Source organism: Methanomassiliicoccales archaeon (assembly GCA_036504055.1).
Taxonomy (GTDB): Archaea; Thermoplasmatota; Thermoplasmata; order Methanomassiliicoccales; family UBA472; genus DASXVU01.
Map to the genome: position 1 here is coordinate 1 of DASXVU010000044.1, position 15,738 is coordinate 15,738.

A 15,738-nucleotide genomic window follows, 5' to 3' on the forward strand; every position below is an offset into this window, starting at 1 on the left:
CAGCTCATCTATCGGTACCTTTTGAACCGGGTTCAACAGCTTGCGGAGCTCCTTGCCGGCCCTACCTTGCTTGATCCTAGCATAGTGATCTTGCGTGGTAGCTTCGTGCTTATGCCCCATCTGCGTGGAGATCATGGAGAGAACTCTAGGGTCCCGATCGAGCGCGTCCGTCGCCGACGAGTTGCGAAAGTCCTTTATCAGGAACTTCACGTCTGCCTGTTTCTCGACCTCGCGCTTGATCTCGTTGAACTTCATGAGCGAGTACACGCCCCCATTCGCGGTCACGTACACGTTGGGAAATAGCATTGTCGATGTCTTGCCCTGCTCCCGGAGGTGCCTCTCCCGGTCGGCGAGGTACTGCCTGATGTACGGGACCATATCGTCCCTCAGGATGGTGACGTCGGTAGGTGCCGCCCCCTTTCGGGTACTCTATGCGCAGCGTGAGCCGCTCCAGGTCGAGGATAAAGGGATTGAGAAGAAGACGTACTCCTCACGCTTTCATTCTGTCGATTGGGAGTTGAAAAGGCTCAAAGGATGGAATGAAATGCTCTGGATGATATGGCTATGTTTTCTTATGGAACTTACCTATTGCTGCTTCTTCTCGTCCTTTTCCGCGGTCTCCTCGTCAACTACGGGTTTGATGCAAGGAGCACCCGGCATCTCAGATACCTCACCGACCGGCGGCATCTCCGCCTCGACTGGCACCGCCTTCTCTCCTTGCGGCTTGGCTGGGGGCTTCCTGTTCTTCCTTATCCTCATTGCACCGACCTGTTCGCGAACCTCTTGGGAAAACATGTCATGTAGCGCTTCAGCGAGCTCGTCGATCTCCATGTTCGTGCCGGTGTCCTTCTTAATCTGTCGTCGCAGTTCATTCAGGACATCCTCATGCAAGAGCGCCTTGGAGATCGAGTCGGGGCTCAGAGCAACGCGGCAGGCCCAGAACGCGGCCAGCTTATTGGAGGCGATCGATGAACGGTGAAGGACCGCCAATGTATCCGCGCAGTGATTGAAGTCATCCTTGCTTAGGTCGACGTTGAACGCGACGTCGTATTCGATCCCTTCCTCAAAGGTCAAGTGGTACAATCTCCAGACTACTCCATTGGTGAGCAACACCCAGGGATAGTTGTTTTTGGAGGCATAGTTCTCCGCCTGCTCGATGTGCCGGTCACGGAGCTCGACGCCTGCAGCCTTGGCCTCGATTATCAGCTTCGGGACGCCGCCTATCTTGATCATGAGATCAACGTACTTGTCTCGGAGCTGTGCCTCCCGGGAGATCTCCGACATAGGGTCATACCCCAGAACGTCCTCGAGGACCTTGATGATCCTCACAACGGTGTCCGCTTCGTTGATGTTCTGTTCCTTGGCCGCCAACAGGTGCGGCAGCATTTTCTTCAGGGAATGCCTGATGCTTAATTGGGTTTTCTGATCCGTGACCCCCACCTTCGTAATTAACTAGTAAGTGGTGAGTATATGTTCTTTATGAGAGACTTATAATAAAAAAACCGTTCACTTCACCCATCTCTCCCCGTCGACGTCATAACCCTACCGAACGTTCGATAAGATCATGGATTGGAACGCAGCCGGTCCGTGGAAGATCCAGGACCTCGAGGGCAACTCGATGATCATTAAAGGCGATCTTAGCTCGCCTCCTTAAAGGCGACATCATTGATCTGTGCGATGAGGCATCTGAGGGAAATATCTCACCGGAAGAATATGAGATTGTGCTCGAGGATGGGGCGGTCCTCAACAAGATTAAGAAGCTCGATGGATAGATTTTTAGGAGAAGACGACGAGAAGCAATGATTCATCGTCCACTCATCAATTCCCTTGGAGTCTTTGTAGTTACTTCTGATATGTTCTTGAACTTACGCTCATGCGAGCAGACGATGGAATCGGCAGTGACGGATGAGGCGGCCAAGATGAGGCTATCCACAATGGAAAGGCGATCTGATTGGGGTTTTATTATCGCCCGTTTGCCTATGACATCATAGTTATATTTTGACATCAGACATCCTGCCTTCTCGGCAACGATGTCGCTGATCGCTATTACTTCGATCCCTTTGGTACATGCGAGGCCATCAATCACAGAAATTGCTCGATCCTCATTTGCCGTTTCCTCAAATGTAATGTAATATACCTCGGTAATGACTGGAGTAATAACCATAGCCTCCAATCGACCCGCATCCAGAGCTTTAAAAAGTTCGACCGATGCCTGACTTTCGCGGGTTGTAGCCTCTACCGTTACATCTAGGATCACGTTCGAGTCAAGGAATATCCTCGACTTAGTCATTCATGATCCGCTGCCTAAAAGCCTTGGGGTCGGAAATATCTCCCTCAAGCATGCCAATCAAGCTTTTGCCATGGCATTTCTCCTTTAGGCTTGTGCAGACTGGCAGAATGGCTCGCGTTTCCTTTAATGTGTTTATCGAGATCTTGATCTCATTTATATCGGCTTCTAAATCGGCTAGTCTCTTCATCGGAGATTGACGTGACGCCACTTTAGGGCGTTCCTTCATATGCTCTCCTGATTCTCTGAGAGATAGTGCATTTCCTCTACTGTAAACGTTATTCATTGCCCAGACCCCCTTACTACGCTATGACAGGTGCCCCGTCATCGCATGAACTGCATCTTGGCGATAGTGCTTAAGCAATCGCAGGGTTATAAATGTTTGTTGATAAATATAAGATTTGTAAGTATAAATAATCCCCCCGATGTACTGTTGTGGCATGGACTTTTATCAGTACTTCATTGTTCTTGGGAGTCGGTTTTTCAACATCCTTGAGCTGAAGGACCTCCGGTGGCCCATATCTTGAGCATATGGCTGCCTTCATAGGTGTTCCCTCGGAGAGTTGAAGCCTTTGATGATCAACCATGAGGCGAACACCATCTCCTGCACCGCGATCGGAACGGCCAAAAGGGAGGTCGCGTCAAACACGTTAGTGTCGGTCCCGAACAGACCCATTATACCGTAAATCAGGATTCCGACGCCCCCTATGAGGCCCCATGCCGATAGCCATCGCGGCACAATCCTCGATCGATATAGGACGCAGTTGAGCGCCAGACCACCGAAGCTTAGGAGTATCAACGTCCCGAACATAAAGGACAACCCACGTAACGAAATCAGCAATGCGCCAATTGATTGAGAGCTGGACACGTCCAGGCGTCCTGTTGCATATTCCTGCCCCATCATTAGCATCAAGAGCAGGCAGACCGCGCTGACAACAATGAAAACGGCCTCCATTATCCTGATTCCAGCATAAGCCATACCGAGACCTTCCACGTGTTTTCTGAGGATCGGGAACATTAATGCCCCGATGCCGACCAATGATATGGCCAGGACCATCTCGAACAATGCTGCCATCATGATATTATTCTCGATTTCGGGCAGCTTGAGGATATAATCGGAACTCTCCAGAGCTGTGCCTAATAGCAATCCGCTGGCCAATGAGGTTATGGTGGCCAGGATAAACAAGGCACCGACGATCGCGGAAGTTTTTCTATAGTAACTTTCTTTCATTTTCTTCACCTAAGAAGAAGAACGACTGAAAATTACTTGGAATTTGAGCCATACAGATATGGCAGTTTATATACTGTTTACCACAATCATGTAATATGCCGATGCGGAAAGTGATTATCGAGATAGAACCGTATGAGACCACCAAAGTGTTCCAGAGCCCGTTGTTCACCCACATCCGCTCCTACGAGGTCTTGGAGGTCCTAAAGTTGGACCATATGAAGAATCTCTTCGTCGACCTCATCGAGTGTCATCTGAAGGAAGGCGTTTCGATCAACGACCTGACATCCATCGGCAACATGGACATCCTCAGCGTAATCCGGTCGGAAGGCGACAAGCACATCTGCCTGGTATTGGGGCATGAAAGTAAGGACACGACCGATGTGTTCAGGGAACTGAACCTCATCTATACCGCCCCCAGCCTGGTATCCGAGGATAGGGTCATCGTCAGCTTCATCAGCAGCCAGAAGGATATGATGAGATTCGTTGACCTAGTGAAGGCCGACATTGGCAAGGTTGTCAATATGTCCTTCAAGAAGTCAACCTATGAGAAGAGGGACCTCCTATCCATTCTGACAGATAAGCAGCGGGAGATGATGGCTGCCGCTTACAGATATGGCTATTATGACATCCCCAAGAGGATAAGCAGCGAACAGTTGTCAGAAAAGGTGAACATCAGCAAGCCAACACTGCTAGAGCACCTGAGAAAAGCGGAAAATAGGATATTCACGGAGATATTGGCCGGCTCTCCGGAACTGAACAAGTAGATACGACACCAAACCAGTGATGTGGGAGAGGGGATCGGTGAGATCGAGATGCCATGATATATCATTGAACGGTCACAACGATCTTTCCTTTGGCGTTGCCTTCTGCATAATATCGGAACGCATCGGCGACCTCTCTGAGCGCAAATCGCTTGTCGATGACTGGTACGACCTTACCAGCTTCGAAGAGTTCGCAGATCAGGGCAAGGTCAAGAGGATTTGGTTTGTACAAAAGTAGAGTGACCTTCCGCTTCCTTAGGACCCATGAACCGAGGAACAGGGACCCGAGGACCGCACCTCCAGAACCTCCGACGAGAACACAGATGCCCTTGGGGGCCAATGCACGCTTATAATCGAAGACCGAGCGATGGGACACGACGTCGACGATCAGGTCATATTCCAGACCATTCCTGGTAAAATCTTCCTTATTAAAATCGATGACGTGGTCGGCGCCTATCGAAAGCAGCATGTCTAGTTTCTCCGCCCTGTCCACGCCAGTGACCTCGGCTCCGAACGATTTCGCTATCTGGACCGCGAACGTGCCCACTCCGCCCCCTGCTCCGTTGATCAGGACCCGTTGTCCGGACTCGATCTTCCCTTTGTCCCGAAGCCCCTGGATGGCGAGCCCAGCCGCCTGGGGTATTGCCGCGGCCTGTTCGAAGGACAGACCGGTCATCTTCATCGATAATGATGTCTCTCTGGCACATACATATTCTGCGAAACCACCCCAGCCGTCCCGATTGATGTCTCCAAACACTTCATCCCCAGGCCTGAAGCGGGTGACGTTCCTGCCCACATCCTCGACCGTTCCCGCCACATCGCATCCAAGTACCTTATATGGGGGTTTTAACCGGCCTCCCAGACTAATATGCCCCCGGCCGTTGAGGAGCTCCCAGTCCCATGAATTTATGGAAGCCGCACGGACCTTGATCAAGACCTCATTGTCCTTTGGGGTCGGCCGCTCCAGATCCTGTTGTTGAAGGACATCTGGAGGTCCATAATTGGTCCACACAACGGCCTTCATCCTACATGCTCCATCAGGTCCGATCCACCTTCAACAATGATGACCTCTCCTCGATTAGAAATAGTCTGCCCATCTGTGACGACTTCGATATGTGTCGGTCGGTCGAAAGAGCGACCAGGGCAGTCTCTTTGGTAGCGGGCGATTGTGCCGGTATGAGGGGGCCGATCTTCCTTTATTTTGTGGATGCAAGCTCCCGAGCATGCACCCTCCCCCATTATTATATTATTCAGATGATCATATCTTCCACCCATGAGATCCATCTTGGTCCTGCGCTCATATCATCATAACAACACCGAAAAGATAGCAAAAGTCTTCGCATCTGTTCTTGATGCTCAGATAAGAACACCGCAAGAGACAGGTCCAGACGAGCTTCAACAGTATGACCTGATAGGATTTGGGTCAGGGATCTATGATGGAAAGCACCATACAGACCTGCTGGCCCTTGCCGATAGAATGCCATCGGCCGTAGGAAAGAAGGTTTTCATTTTTTCGACCAGTTTCGATAAGAGGATCGACCTGATCCACTCGTCGCTCAGGGAGAGATTGGTATCGAAGGGTTACATCATCGTTGATGAATACAATTGCGGAGGTTTCAACACCAATAGCTTCCTGAAGTACTTCGGGGGACTGAACAAGGGAAGGCCCAATGCTGAAGACCTCAAACGCGCTGAGGGGTTCGCTCAAGGGTTGAAGCAAAAAATGGAGACCTGATGATCGGCCCAGATCTACCTTTCCCTGCTTAGGTCTAGGCCCTTCTGTCGTTCGCTGCTCAAAACCGCTTGAATCTCACTGGAAAATCAAAGAACGAGCATCGCCGCACAATAATCACATGTATGTTCAGGTCAGTTCATTACCTCCTGCGGTGCTTCGGGCATATGCCTCATTGCATAACAGGCCGTGAATCGTCAATGTAATTGCAGGCCCAATTGATTGATATGGTGATGCTCTCATATTTCAACCCCAAAAATGCTGCTGAACTCTTCGAGCTTCTTGAACTCGACCAGATACATCCTTCCTTTCTGAGTAATGGTGTAGGCCGTTCCCTCTCCGTCCCCCGATCTAGCAATCAGATTAGATTTCTCCATCTGAGCCAGGTACTTAACCAAACGGTCATGGGGAACGTTGGCTGAATGCAGCAGGTGCGTTATCTTGAGGTTCTCACCTACCTCGATCGACCTTAGGATGTCGGCAAAGATGCGGGATCTGGAACGGTGCTTGGATCCCCCCTCAGCCATGGGCCACCCTCTTCCGGATAATCGCAGCAAGGATCACGATATATCCTGACAAACTCAGGACATTCGCAATGGCAGCTCCCCAGTCAGTCCCATTATGCGTGATCGACCAAACAACCGAATCATAGTTGAGAAAGCCGTATGCCACGTTGGAGAGGATCAGCAGATATCCCAACATCCCGATGAGGGCGTCCTTATTCCCTTTGGCCCTATAGAACGAGAAGACCAGTGTTATGATCAACAACATCAGAACGACGGAAATTGTCGCTGTGACGTATGGAAAGACAGGATGGCTGAATGAGGTCCCGGAATACCTGTTGAAGGAGTAAAATGAATACACAAAAGTGAAAGCCAATGAAGCTGCCAGGACGTCCAATTGAACCCGACCAAGAGTGATCGTCCTGTTCCTCAATTCATTGAGATAGATAAAGGCCAATATGGCAAATGCGGAGGTCTGGATGATGGATAGGACATTGAGGATCGTGATCGAATTTTCATTGAAATCTGATCCTTGGATGCTTGAAGGCCACTGGAACAATCCCATCGCTCCCGCGATTGGGAGAAATGACAAACATGAAAGCAGAAAGAAAGAAATGGATAGCAGCAGGGATGATCCGCTTCCGACTTTGATATACCCCCATAGAGCTATGCTGGCAATAATTAGGGAGATCGGCGCAATTAGCACTTGTGCCAAAATGCTGATTGTCTGCGGATCGATCACGTTCACCGGAAAGTAAAATGGGACTATTTATTAATGATAATGATGAACGCGATGTTCACTTTGTTAATATAAACGGATTCTCATCATGCAGGGGAAATGAATGGACACAGACAATATGCCCTTAAGGAAGCCAAGGAGGAGGATCATGGAGGCGCTAGCCATCTTCGTAGTCACCGTCGTGGTTTTCGTTGTAATAATAACGGTTCTAGATCCAAAATCAGATGGGTCAAACCAGAGGTCTTTTCCCCTTTCTAACGGTGATTACATCGAGTTCAGTATCCATGGAACGGTTCACAATGTTAGCGTTGGTGGGGAGTTCATCTATTATTTCACCGAGAGGAACGATCGCGGTCCAGATTACTATGTCCTGACCCTCGCTCCCAGGGCACCGACGGACCAGACTTCCCCGTTCGGCTCTGAGCCTTTCCTGGCCTCGGAATATTTCTATTATAATGGATTGAACCTCACGGGCATAGGAGGCCTGCTGGTCCACGGCTTCAGTCATTACAATGGAGCGAACACTTCTGACCTATGGGCCGATGGTTTTGGTGATTTCATCAATTACGAGAATGTCAACCGGTACGATATCCAAGGCGTCTATTCGAACGGGATCGCAGCCCACTATAGCAACAGCAGCGAGGGGACAACAATGGAGCAATGGATCGCAAATGGTACTGGCTTGCCGGTCATGCTGAACTATTCAGATGTATATGGTAACAATCTATCTCTAACGATCTCGTATTCGAACATACAATGGATTTCGAACCTTCCGCGCGGAGAGTGACCGGCGGAATCATTTCCCGATAACAGAATTCTCATTCTTGGCCATTGCTTAAGGGTCCGAACAGTAATTTGTTAGGATGCGGCTACGATACCGGATTCTTAGATAGTAGGTTGTAGCGATAATAATAAAGAGGCGTTTCGATGGTAACAGGTCTATAAGAATTATGAACATCAGGTTCATGTTCATAATATATTGAAATTCCGATTTCATTCTGGGGAAGTTGGAGAAAGGTCGAAATTTCGGCATTTGGTGGATCGCGGCAGTCTTCTTGACTTAGCTCCATTGCCTCAGGAAGATACAATGGAAAAAGGGTGGAGACGTAGAGCGCTGGTCGCGATGGTCGTGGTCGGTATCCTGGCATTAGTGCCAATATTATCACTTGCCGAGGCAGGCGGCAATACTCGGGCTGGATCGAATGTGAATATAAGGACCGATGTAACCGTGAAATGGCTGGGAGGCTCAGGAACTTCGATCGATGCAAGCGATCAGATCGGCCAGATCGGTTCAAATTCAGTCGAGATAAACGTAAATGAACTTGGGACCTTGGTTACGAATCAAGACATAGTCATCATCGATCAGGCGAGTTTGAACGATCTGCAATTGGCATCGGTTTCGGCCGATCTGACCAAAGTTATAGAATCCGGTATCCCAGTCATATTGATAAATAACGATCAATATTTATTAAGCAGGGCGGCTGATCGGATTCAAACCAATACAAATGAGGATAAGGCTGTGATTTCCGCAGAAAACCGGTCGGTCGAAGGAAATCACATTTCTCAACTTTATGCTGTCAATTGCACCATTTATGGTCTAAGATACTACCCATCAACTGGGGGCTCATCGACCTATAGCGGGGGCAGTCAAGGACAACAGGTCGATGCTGCGCAAGTGCGATCTGCCTATTCCTGGGCGTTTCAAAAGATAGGCGGATCGTCGGAACTTGCATCGGGTTCGGCGCCCGCTTCATCAGGTGCGATGAGCATGTTGCTTACCCCACACTGGGTACACGACACCGATTTCACTTACTCTGAACCAGCTGATACCACCCATGGCTACATGAACGTTGTGACAAACTATTACTACCTGGCTGACGACGGAGATTCAAATTTTAACTATTACTATGTAAAATACGGGCTTCTGGACATCCCTGGACAGACAGGTTACTGGGGATGGTCAAATGGAGACATGAACATAAACACCCAGAACCTTGCGGCCTTGGGGAGCGATTACCCGACAAGATGGCTGATAGATTACAGCCCCACCACACAGGTCAGCGGATCCATCATCAGCGTCAGCATCGATGCTAATGGACCAGCCGTTGGGTGGTCATTTCCCTTTGATCCCGTTGGAATTTATAATCAATGCGATCTAGGGGCGCCCCGCGCACAATGGTGGTATGACATCGATGAGGACAACTTACAGTTCAGTCAATCATTATACGTGATCCACCCAGGAGCAGAGGTAAAGACCGAGCAGCTCTGGGGCGGATATTACCATGTGAATTATGACAAATATTCGATAACGTGGTTCCATTGGAACGGTCTTTGGGAGGAATCATACACCTGGACCGCAATCCTTTCTGGGAATGTGTACCCTCTTTGACGACAAAACATCGTGGAGAGCACAAACCCAAAATTCCTTTTTTTCGGTCCACAGCTCATTTTGATTCTTCCGAGAAATTCGACAGTGAATTCGAGTCCATAAGAGCATTGATAGCCTCCGTGAACGGCTGGGACCATTTGGATCATCGTCACATGTTTTTTTATAGTTGCCGCAAACCCTAGTTCATGTTTCCTGGGGCTGGAATATAAAGGATCTCTCTGCAAGGTCCAGAAACATTCAGCGATAAAAGATCAAGCTCCCCTGATGCCGCTGACCGGCACCGAAATAACGAATTTGGCTCCTTTCCCGGTCATTCCCTGTTCGGTCATGTCGATCCCGGTGATCGAAAGTATCTCGCGGGACAAGAATAGGCCGAATCCGTGACCCTTCCCAAAACCCTTGGTGAAAAGCTTCTCCTTGATGTCTGATTGGATGCCTACGCCGTCATCCTCGCAGATGATGGCACGCGACCCATCGCGATCGTCGACGGAGAATCGGATGGTCTTGATATCGCCTCCATGGATCTTCGCGTTCTGGATCAGATTGAGGAAAACCTTGCTTATCAGCGGGTCGGCGAATATCTCGGTGCTTCTGGGAAGGTCGTTGACGATCTCGATCCCCCCAAGATGAAGATCGGCGGAGCATTTCTCCACCAGTTCATGGACGTTCTGCCATGAAGGTGCATGGATGCCGATGTCCTCATAGGTCTTGGTGAACTGGATCATTGCGGATATCCGTTCAGCGGCCTTCTGGGCCTTGGCCAGATATAACTCCGCGGCTGAGGCGTTCTGCACGCTCTCCATCAACCCCAGATATCCGGTCAGAACGATCAATTGGTTGTTGATGTCATGCCGGGTGATGTTGGATAGCAGGTTGAGCTTCTTGTTGGTCTCTCGCAGCGCCGATTGGGCCTTCTCCCGTTCAGTGATGTCCATGAAACATTCCAACATCCTTTCCTTTCCGTGGATGCTGATCTTCTTGACGGTCTTCAAAATTGGACGGTTACTGCCATCGGCGCACATCAGCGTTCGCTCGAGGTTCTTCACCTCCATCCCGCTATCGCAAACTGGACATACGCCGTTAAGGCCTGGACAGAGATAGTCGTGACACACATCGCCTACCATCTCCCTTTCATCGCAGCCTAGCATTGCCGCCGCTGCCTCGTTCACGCTCTCTATCGTTCGTTTCACGGGATCGATGATGACCACTCCGATAGATAGGTTCGACATCAGGTGCCGATGGAATTCCTCGCTCTCCCTGAGCTCTTTCTCCAGACGTTTCCGCTCGGTGATGTCACGGAATATGACCTGGGCGGTCGGTTTACCGTCCTCCAAATAGCTAGTGGCCATCACCTCGACGTCTATGACCCCTCCATTAAGTCGGCGGAACTTCTCCTCCATAAGAGGAGCAACGGTCCCAGGATTGGCGTAAAGGAAATTCATCCTGTGCTCAATGATCCCTTCTGAACCGGGTCCGGCGAACTCGGATACCGATCGTCCCAGATGGTCCTCGACCGATCTCGCCCCCATGAGCATGCTGGCCGTTTCATTGGCTTGGACGATCTTGCCATTCTGGTGGGTGATGATCGCATCAAAGGATTGCTCCATCAGCCTCCTGAGACGATCCTCCTTCTCACCGAGCTCGCGATTGAGCTCCGTCATGTGCTTGTCGAGCTCTCGACGTTCGGTGACATCGATCCCCACCCCCATGAAGAAGGTGCCTTCCTTGGTGTCCAATCTGCTCGATGTCAAAAGATAAGGGACCTCTCGACCATCCTTCATCACCAACTGGGTTTCGAAGCTGGTCTTGCCCTCTGACATACACGTTTCAATATCGTCCAGCGCCGCCTTGGCGTCCTCCGGCCGGAACCACTCAAATACGTGCTTGTCCAGCATCTCCTCGTCCGAGTAGCCGCTCACCTCCCGGTGATTCTTGTTCCAGTTGACCATTCGCATGGTCTGCCCGTTATAAAGGTAGAAGATACCGGGGAGACTTTCCACCAGCGTCTCTGAGAGGGCCTTCTCCCTCTTCAGCTCCTCTTGTCCTTCGGTTATCGCCTTCAGTTGCTTGCGAAGTTCCTCTTGTGCCGCTGCCAGTTGTTGATTGACAGCGTTCAGTTCCTCATTGTTCTGTTTTAAGGACTGTTCAGATCTCTTACGTTCTGTTATGTCCCTGGCTATGACCTGGAAAGCATCGCATTTGCTGCCTTTCCTAATGCCCGAGGAGCGCAGCTCCACCCATCTTATGGTGCCATCCTTCCGGTGGACCCGGGCAACGATGGGAGAGGTAGGAAGACCTTTCATCATGGCGATTATCGATTTTTGGAAGAGCTCAAGGGTTTCCTGATCAAAGACCCCGAGATCTGATACGCTTCCACCGATTATCTCTTCCTTATGCAATAGCACCATGTCGGCCGCGGCCTGGTTGCAGTTCAATACTTCGCCCTTGACACCGACGATCGAAATGGAATCTGGGTTATCTTGGAACAATGTGCGGAACTCCGATTCGCTGTCCAACAATGCGGACTCGGCATGGTGCCTTCGAACTATGGTGGTTATCCTGTGTTCCAGTTCCGCGAAGAGCGATCTAGGTTCTCCGCCCTTTTGGAGATATGCATCGGCACCATTGTTTATCGCTTCAATTACGACCTCTTCCCTGCCTTTGCCAGTGAATAGAATGAAAGGGATGGTGTCCCCAGAAGCACGCAACGATTTGAGGAATCTTATGCCGTCCTCACCAGGCATCTGGTAATCGGATACGATCGCATCATAATATTTTTTGGCGATCGACTCTCTGGCTTCCTCCACCGACCGGGCCACGTCAACCTTTATCGACCCAGACATCTCTAGAAATTCCTTTGTCAGATCGCATATGTAGGGTTCGTCATCGACGGACAGGATCTGTATTGCTTGTGGCGACATCAGGCCAGCTTTGACCATATTATGCGTATTTATTTTATTCTCTCAGCATAGATTTCAATTTGGCAGGCTCTATCCGATGCATGCTTTTGCCTTAGCGGTCTTGAGAGTCACCTATCTTTAGACGTCTCATGTATGTCACATGACCTCCTTCAGGTCGTTATGGACATTTCTACGGGTACGTTCCCTCACCATATCGCTCCTTCCATAATCATGAGATGATCGAACGCCATCCGGACCGATAAATGTCCTAATGTGGATACTTAGAATCCATAGCATCCGCTCATGGCTATGTTTGCGGAACGGTTACGCACCCTTAAGAGAGGCTTCTCTGTGCGCGCTTTTCCTTTACCAACAAAGAGTAGATCGTCTCTTTTGTCTTCTTTATGTTGGTTTCCAAGGCCGGCCCATCGGCATCCTTCAACAGCGTTTTAAGCTCATGCAGAACCAGAATCTCGGGGTAGGGTTTTCCGAAGTAGTTCTCGTCATAGATTAGCCTGTCCAAGGAATCAACCAATTTTTCCAAAACCTTCTTTATATCGTCTTCCTTGGATCTTATGCTGTTATCGATCGAATCGTCGATCATGTCCAGTTTTTTGCTGATCCTTACCAACACACCTTTGATTTTTATATCCATCTCCTCACCCAGTCTGTAGACTTTTTCTCCATGGGACATGCTGATCGAAACATTTTTGCTCATGTCCCTAGGGTTTTTATCCCATCCGTAAATGCATGGATCGAGGAAAGTCGCTGTTCTAAATTTCACCTTTCCTCGGGGTATGTATGCGCTTCATATAGTTTTTAATTTCGGACAGTTTGACCATAATATTCTATCCGACCAATATGAAACATTCGCTCTGGCATCGATTATTCTTAAAAATAAGGAAACATTCCATCGATGTGCCGGAAAAGGCGAAGATTGACACTATCGGAAACATATTCGTGGGCGCTACCTGAATCTTAGGATGCTTAGGATTACCAATACAACGGCGGTCAGGATAACGGCACCAAACAGCCCAAAAGTGAAAAGGCCCAGTGCGAATGCCGCTACAGATCCGAGTCCCAATGTTTCCCAGTGCATCCTTTTTGCCATTATCTTCCTTCCTCCTGAACTAAATCCCGGTCTAAAAGACTGACGGTCGTACGTGGTCGATGATCCCTGGTCATTTCGATTTCTCAGGCCAAAATGGGGCCTCTTGCCTTACCTGAGGCTGCTTTGAAACCGCTCATCTCTCATCATCCAATCAGGCGAAAATGGTGTATGGATCACACATGGCTCAACACTCTCGGTGGTCCTAACCACTATTCGGGTTCTCCCGACGAACGAACCGACCTATGGCCTGAGATTATTGGATCATGTCCAATCCAGTGAGTTTTGCACTTATATCCCAAAGCCTTTTGGCGACCTCCTGGTCGGTCGATTCTGGCGAGGACGATACCACTCTTTTCTTGGAAAAGTATTTTCCCGATACGTTCTCCATCTCTGGAGCCGAGGCCAGATAGATCGATGTCGTCGCTCCTTTTCGCGCCGATATCATGAACGGATAGGCCAATGGGACGAAGGCCTTGGCGGCTCCCTCAAGCTCATGGCCGAAATTGGTGCGGACGACTCCTGGATGCAGACAGTTCGCGGTCACCCCGGTCCCCTGCAGCCGTCTGGCCAGCTCGAAACAGAAAAGCAGATTCGCCAGTTTGGAGCGACCATAAGCCTTGAACGAGGAGTAGTTCTTTTCCATCATAAGGTCATTGAAATCCAGATGGGCACTGGAATGGGCCGCTGAACCGACCACGATCACCCTGGACGGGGCGCTTCTCTTGAGGACGTCCAGCAGCAGATTGGTAAGCAGGAAATGAGATAGGTGATTCACCTGGAAGGTATACTCGAAACCATCAATGGTAACCTTTCGTTTGCCGGAGACCAGCCCGGCGTTGTCGATAAGCACGTCGAGTCGCTGATATCCGGTCCTGAAGACATCAGCGGCCTTTCTCACACTGTCAAGGGATGCCAGGTCGCATTTGATGAAATCTGTCTCCATGTTTCCGGTCCTCCTTTTGATATTCTCTATCGTCGCCGCCGCCTTCTCTGCGTTGCGTGCCAGGATGACCACCTTGGCTCCCATTCCCGCCAATCCGTACGCCGTTTCCCGGCCTATGCCTGAGGTTGCCCCGGTTATGAGAACTATCTTGCCTTTCATTTGATCGTTCGCCATGATCACTTCACCACAGAGTGCTTCGGACCGCTGCCCACAAGAAACCTTCGGTCCTTGAATGACCAACGAAACCAACTGGGTTTTCTGCAAACTCTTAAGATGGTTCAATAGGATTGGTCAATCACATGGTGAACATTTACTTCGTCGGCACCGCCGGAAGCGGAAAGAGCTCGCTGGTCTATGCATTCCAGCAGTGGATGACCCTTCAAGGGCTTGACTGCATCACCATCAACCTAGACCCTGGTGCGGAGTTCATCCCGTACGAACCGGACATTGACATCCGGGACTGGGTGAAGGTGGGCGAGGTCATGGCCGATTACGGCCTCGGTCCGAACGGAGCCCAGATCGTCTGCGCCGACCTGATGGCCCTGCACGTGAAGGAACTGGTCGCCGCGGTCGAAGGGTTCAAGACCCCTTACGTACTGATCGACACGCCGGGGCAGATAGAGCTGTTCGCGTTCAGGCAGAGCAGCCAGGTGATAATCGAGCAGTTGGGGCAGGACGAATCGTTCTTGGTCTTCCTTTCGGACCCTCTCCTGGTCAAGACACCGTCCGGTTTCGTTTCCTCGCTCATGCTCTGTGCCACCACCCATTTCAGGTTTGCCATCCCGTTCGTCAACGTCCTGTCGAAATCAGACATGTTGAGCGAGGAGGACCTGGAGCGCGTGCTCGAATGGTCCCGGGAGCCAGAGGCGTTGAACGCGATCCTGATGGACGATGAGGCACATTCTCGTGTGCCGCTCTCCCTGGAACTGTTCAAGGCGCTGGAGAGCATAGGCATGTACCGGACCCTGACGCCGGTCTCCGCCGAACTGCAGGAAGGGATGGAGGACGTATACAATGCCATCCAGCAATCCTACCAAGGCGGGGAGGACCTGAGAAGCGACTGATCCCTTGCAAGGGGGCGGTCGTTCATAAGGGCCCCATGTCATCGCCTTGACCAACTCGATCCCGCGCTCGCATGGACC

General features: G+C 50.3%; 16 protein-coding genes. 5 read left to right on the top strand and 11 right to left on the bottom strand.

Annotation, left to right across the window (positions count from 1 at the left end; translation table 11 throughout):
- From VGK23_10245 to VGK23_10265, 5 genes are all read right to left on the bottom strand, one after another.
- Positions 1-378: hypothetical protein (locus VGK23_10245; protein ID HEY3420921.1), on the bottom strand; the 378-nt coding region annotated here is incomplete at its 3' end.
- A gap of 207 nt (positions 379-585) precedes the next feature.
- Entirely contained in the window at positions 586-1,386 is an 801-nt protein-coding gene (locus VGK23_10250) for a type I restriction enzyme HsdR N-terminal domain-containing protein (GenBank protein HEY3420922.1), read from the bottom strand.
- A 418-nt stretch (positions 1,387-1,804) separates the two neighbouring features.
- Entirely contained in the window at positions 1,805-2,290 is a 486-nt protein-coding gene (locus VGK23_10255) for a PIN domain-containing protein (GenBank protein HEY3420923.1), read from the bottom strand.
- On the bottom strand, positions 2,283-2,573 hold the full coding sequence (locus VGK23_10260; GenBank protein HEY3420924.1) for a hypothetical protein: 291 nt from the start codon (positions 2,571-2,573) through the stop codon (positions 2,283-2,285). The genes VGK23_10255 and VGK23_10260 overlap by 8 nt, the downstream gene beginning before the upstream one ends.
- 255 nt (positions 2,574-2,828) lie before the next feature.
- On the bottom strand, positions 2,829-3,518 hold the full coding sequence (locus VGK23_10265) for a DUF4386 domain-containing protein (protein HEY3420925.1): 690 nt from the start codon (positions 3,516-3,518) through the stop codon (positions 2,829-2,831).
- Positions 3,519-3,619: 101 nt separating this feature from the next.
- On the opposite strand from VGK23_10265, the gene VGK23_10270 reads away from it, so the two are divergent.
- Positions 3,620-4,282 carry a helix-turn-helix domain-containing protein gene (locus tag VGK23_10270; GenBank protein ID HEY3420926.1) on the top strand — a complete coding sequence of 221 codons (663 nt, stop codon included), beginning with the start codon at positions 3,620-3,622 and terminating at the stop codon, positions 4,280-4,282.
- Between the two features lie 61 nt (positions 4,283-4,343).
- Here the strand turns inward: VGK23_10270 and VGK23_10275 are convergent, their stop codons facing one another.
- Positions 4,344-5,303, bottom strand: coding sequence for an NAD(P)-dependent alcohol dehydrogenase (locus tag VGK23_10275; GenBank protein ID HEY3420927.1), 960 nt, complete (start codon positions 5,301-5,303; stop codon positions 4,344-4,346).
- A 249-nt stretch (positions 5,304-5,552) separates the two neighbouring features.
- On the opposite strand from VGK23_10275, the gene VGK23_10280 reads away from it, so the two are divergent.
- Positions 5,553-6,014, top strand: coding sequence for a flavodoxin family protein (locus tag VGK23_10280; GenBank protein ID HEY3420928.1), 462 nt, complete (start codon positions 5,553-5,555; stop codon positions 6,012-6,014).
- A 236-nt stretch (positions 6,015-6,250) separates the two neighbouring features.
- Here VGK23_10280 and VGK23_10285 read toward each other — a convergent pair whose 3' ends face one another.
- Together VGK23_10285 and VGK23_10290 are read right to left on the bottom strand one after the other, a co-directional pair.
- Positions 6,251-6,538, bottom strand: coding sequence for a winged helix-turn-helix domain-containing protein (locus tag VGK23_10285; protein HEY3420929.1), 288 nt, complete (start codon positions 6,536-6,538; stop codon positions 6,251-6,253).
- Entirely contained in the window at positions 6,531-7,262 is a 732-nt protein-coding gene (locus tag VGK23_10290) for a hypothetical protein (GenBank protein ID HEY3420930.1), read from the bottom strand. Before VGK23_10290 ends, VGK23_10285 begins: the two co-directional genes overlap by 8 nt.
- 139 nt (positions 7,263-7,401) lie before the next feature.
- Between VGK23_10290 and VGK23_10295 the strand changes: the two genes are divergently transcribed.
- A complete protein-coding gene (locus VGK23_10295) occupies positions 7,402-8,040 on the top strand; it encodes a hypothetical protein (GenBank protein ID HEY3420931.1) in 639 nt (212 codons plus the stop codon).
- Between the two features lie 300 nt (positions 8,041-8,340).
- On the top strand, positions 8,341-9,642 hold the full coding sequence (locus VGK23_10300; protein HEY3420932.1) for a hypothetical protein: 1,302 nt from the start codon (positions 8,341-8,343) through the stop codon (positions 9,640-9,642).
- A gap of 251 nt (positions 9,643-9,893) precedes the next feature.
- Here VGK23_10300 and VGK23_10305 read toward each other — a convergent pair whose 3' ends face one another.
- From VGK23_10305 to VGK23_10315, 3 genes are all read right to left on the bottom strand, one after another.
- Complete coding sequence (locus VGK23_10305) at positions 9,894-12,563, bottom strand: PAS domain S-box protein (protein ID HEY3420933.1); 2,670 nt, start codon at positions 12,561-12,563, stop codon at positions 9,894-9,896.
- A 313-nt stretch (positions 12,564-12,876) separates the two neighbouring features.
- Complete coding sequence (locus VGK23_10310) at positions 12,877-13,326, bottom strand: hypothetical protein (protein HEY3420934.1); 450 nt, start codon at positions 13,324-13,326, stop codon at positions 12,877-12,879.
- A gap of 580 nt (positions 13,327-13,906) precedes the next feature.
- Positions 13,907-14,770, bottom strand: coding sequence for an SDR family oxidoreductase (locus VGK23_10315; GenBank protein HEY3420935.1), 864 nt, complete (start codon positions 14,768-14,770; stop codon positions 13,907-13,909).
- Positions 14,771-14,895: 125 nt separating this feature from the next.
- Between VGK23_10315 and VGK23_10320 the strand changes: the two genes are divergently transcribed.
- Positions 14,896-15,660 carry an ATP/GTP-binding protein gene (locus tag VGK23_10320; protein ID HEY3420936.1) on the top strand — a complete coding sequence of 255 codons (765 nt, stop codon included), beginning with the start codon at positions 14,896-14,898 and terminating at the stop codon, positions 15,658-15,660.
- Positions 15,661-15,738 lie beyond the last annotated feature (78 nt).

Bases quoted from the DNA above. Each gene is read 5' to 3' on its own strand.
- VGK23_10250 (HEY3420922.1), bottom strand. From the start codon at position 1,386: ATGCTGCCGCACCTGTTGGCGGCCAAGGAACAGAACATCAACGAAGCG.
- VGK23_10255 (HEY3420923.1), bottom strand. From the start codon at position 2,290: ATGACTAAGTCGAGGATATTCCTTGACTCGAACGTGATCCTAGATGTA.
- VGK23_10260 (HEY3420924.1), bottom strand. From the start codon at position 2,573: ATGAATAACGTTTACAGTAGAGGAAATGCACTATCTCTCAGAGAATCA.
- VGK23_10265 (HEY3420925.1), bottom strand. From the start codon at position 3,518: ATGAAAGAAAGTTACTATAGAAAAACTTCCGCGATCGTCGGTGCCTTG.
- VGK23_10270 (HEY3420926.1), top strand. From the start codon at position 3,620: ATGCGGAAAGTGATTATCGAGATAGAACCGTATGAGACCACCAAAGTG.
- VGK23_10275 (HEY3420927.1), bottom strand. From the start codon at position 5,303: ATGAAGGCCGTTGTGTGGACCAATTATGGACCTCCAGATGTCCTTCAA.
- VGK23_10280 (HEY3420928.1), top strand. From the start codon at position 5,553: ATGAGATCCATCTTGGTCCTGCGCTCATATCATCATAACAACACCGAA.
- VGK23_10285 (HEY3420929.1), bottom strand. From the start codon at position 6,538: ATGGCTGAGGGGGGATCCAAGCACCGTTCCAGATCCCGCATCTTTGCC.
- VGK23_10295 (HEY3420931.1), top strand. From the start codon at position 7,402: ATGGAGGCGCTAGCCATCTTCGTAGTCACCGTCGTGGTTTTCGTTGTA.
- VGK23_10300 (HEY3420932.1), top strand. From the start codon at position 8,341: ATGGAAAAAGGGTGGAGACGTAGAGCGCTGGTCGCGATGGTCGTGGTC.
- VGK23_10305 (HEY3420933.1), bottom strand. From the start codon at position 12,563: ATGTCGCCACAAGCAATACAGATCCTGTCCGTCGATGACGAACCCTAC.
- VGK23_10315 (HEY3420935.1), bottom strand. From the start codon at position 14,770: ATGGCGAACGATCAAATGAAAGGCAAGATAGTTCTCATAACCGGGGCA.
- VGK23_10320 (HEY3420936.1), top strand. From the start codon at position 14,896: ATGGTGAACATTTACTTCGTCGGCACCGCCGGAAGCGGAAAGAGCTCG.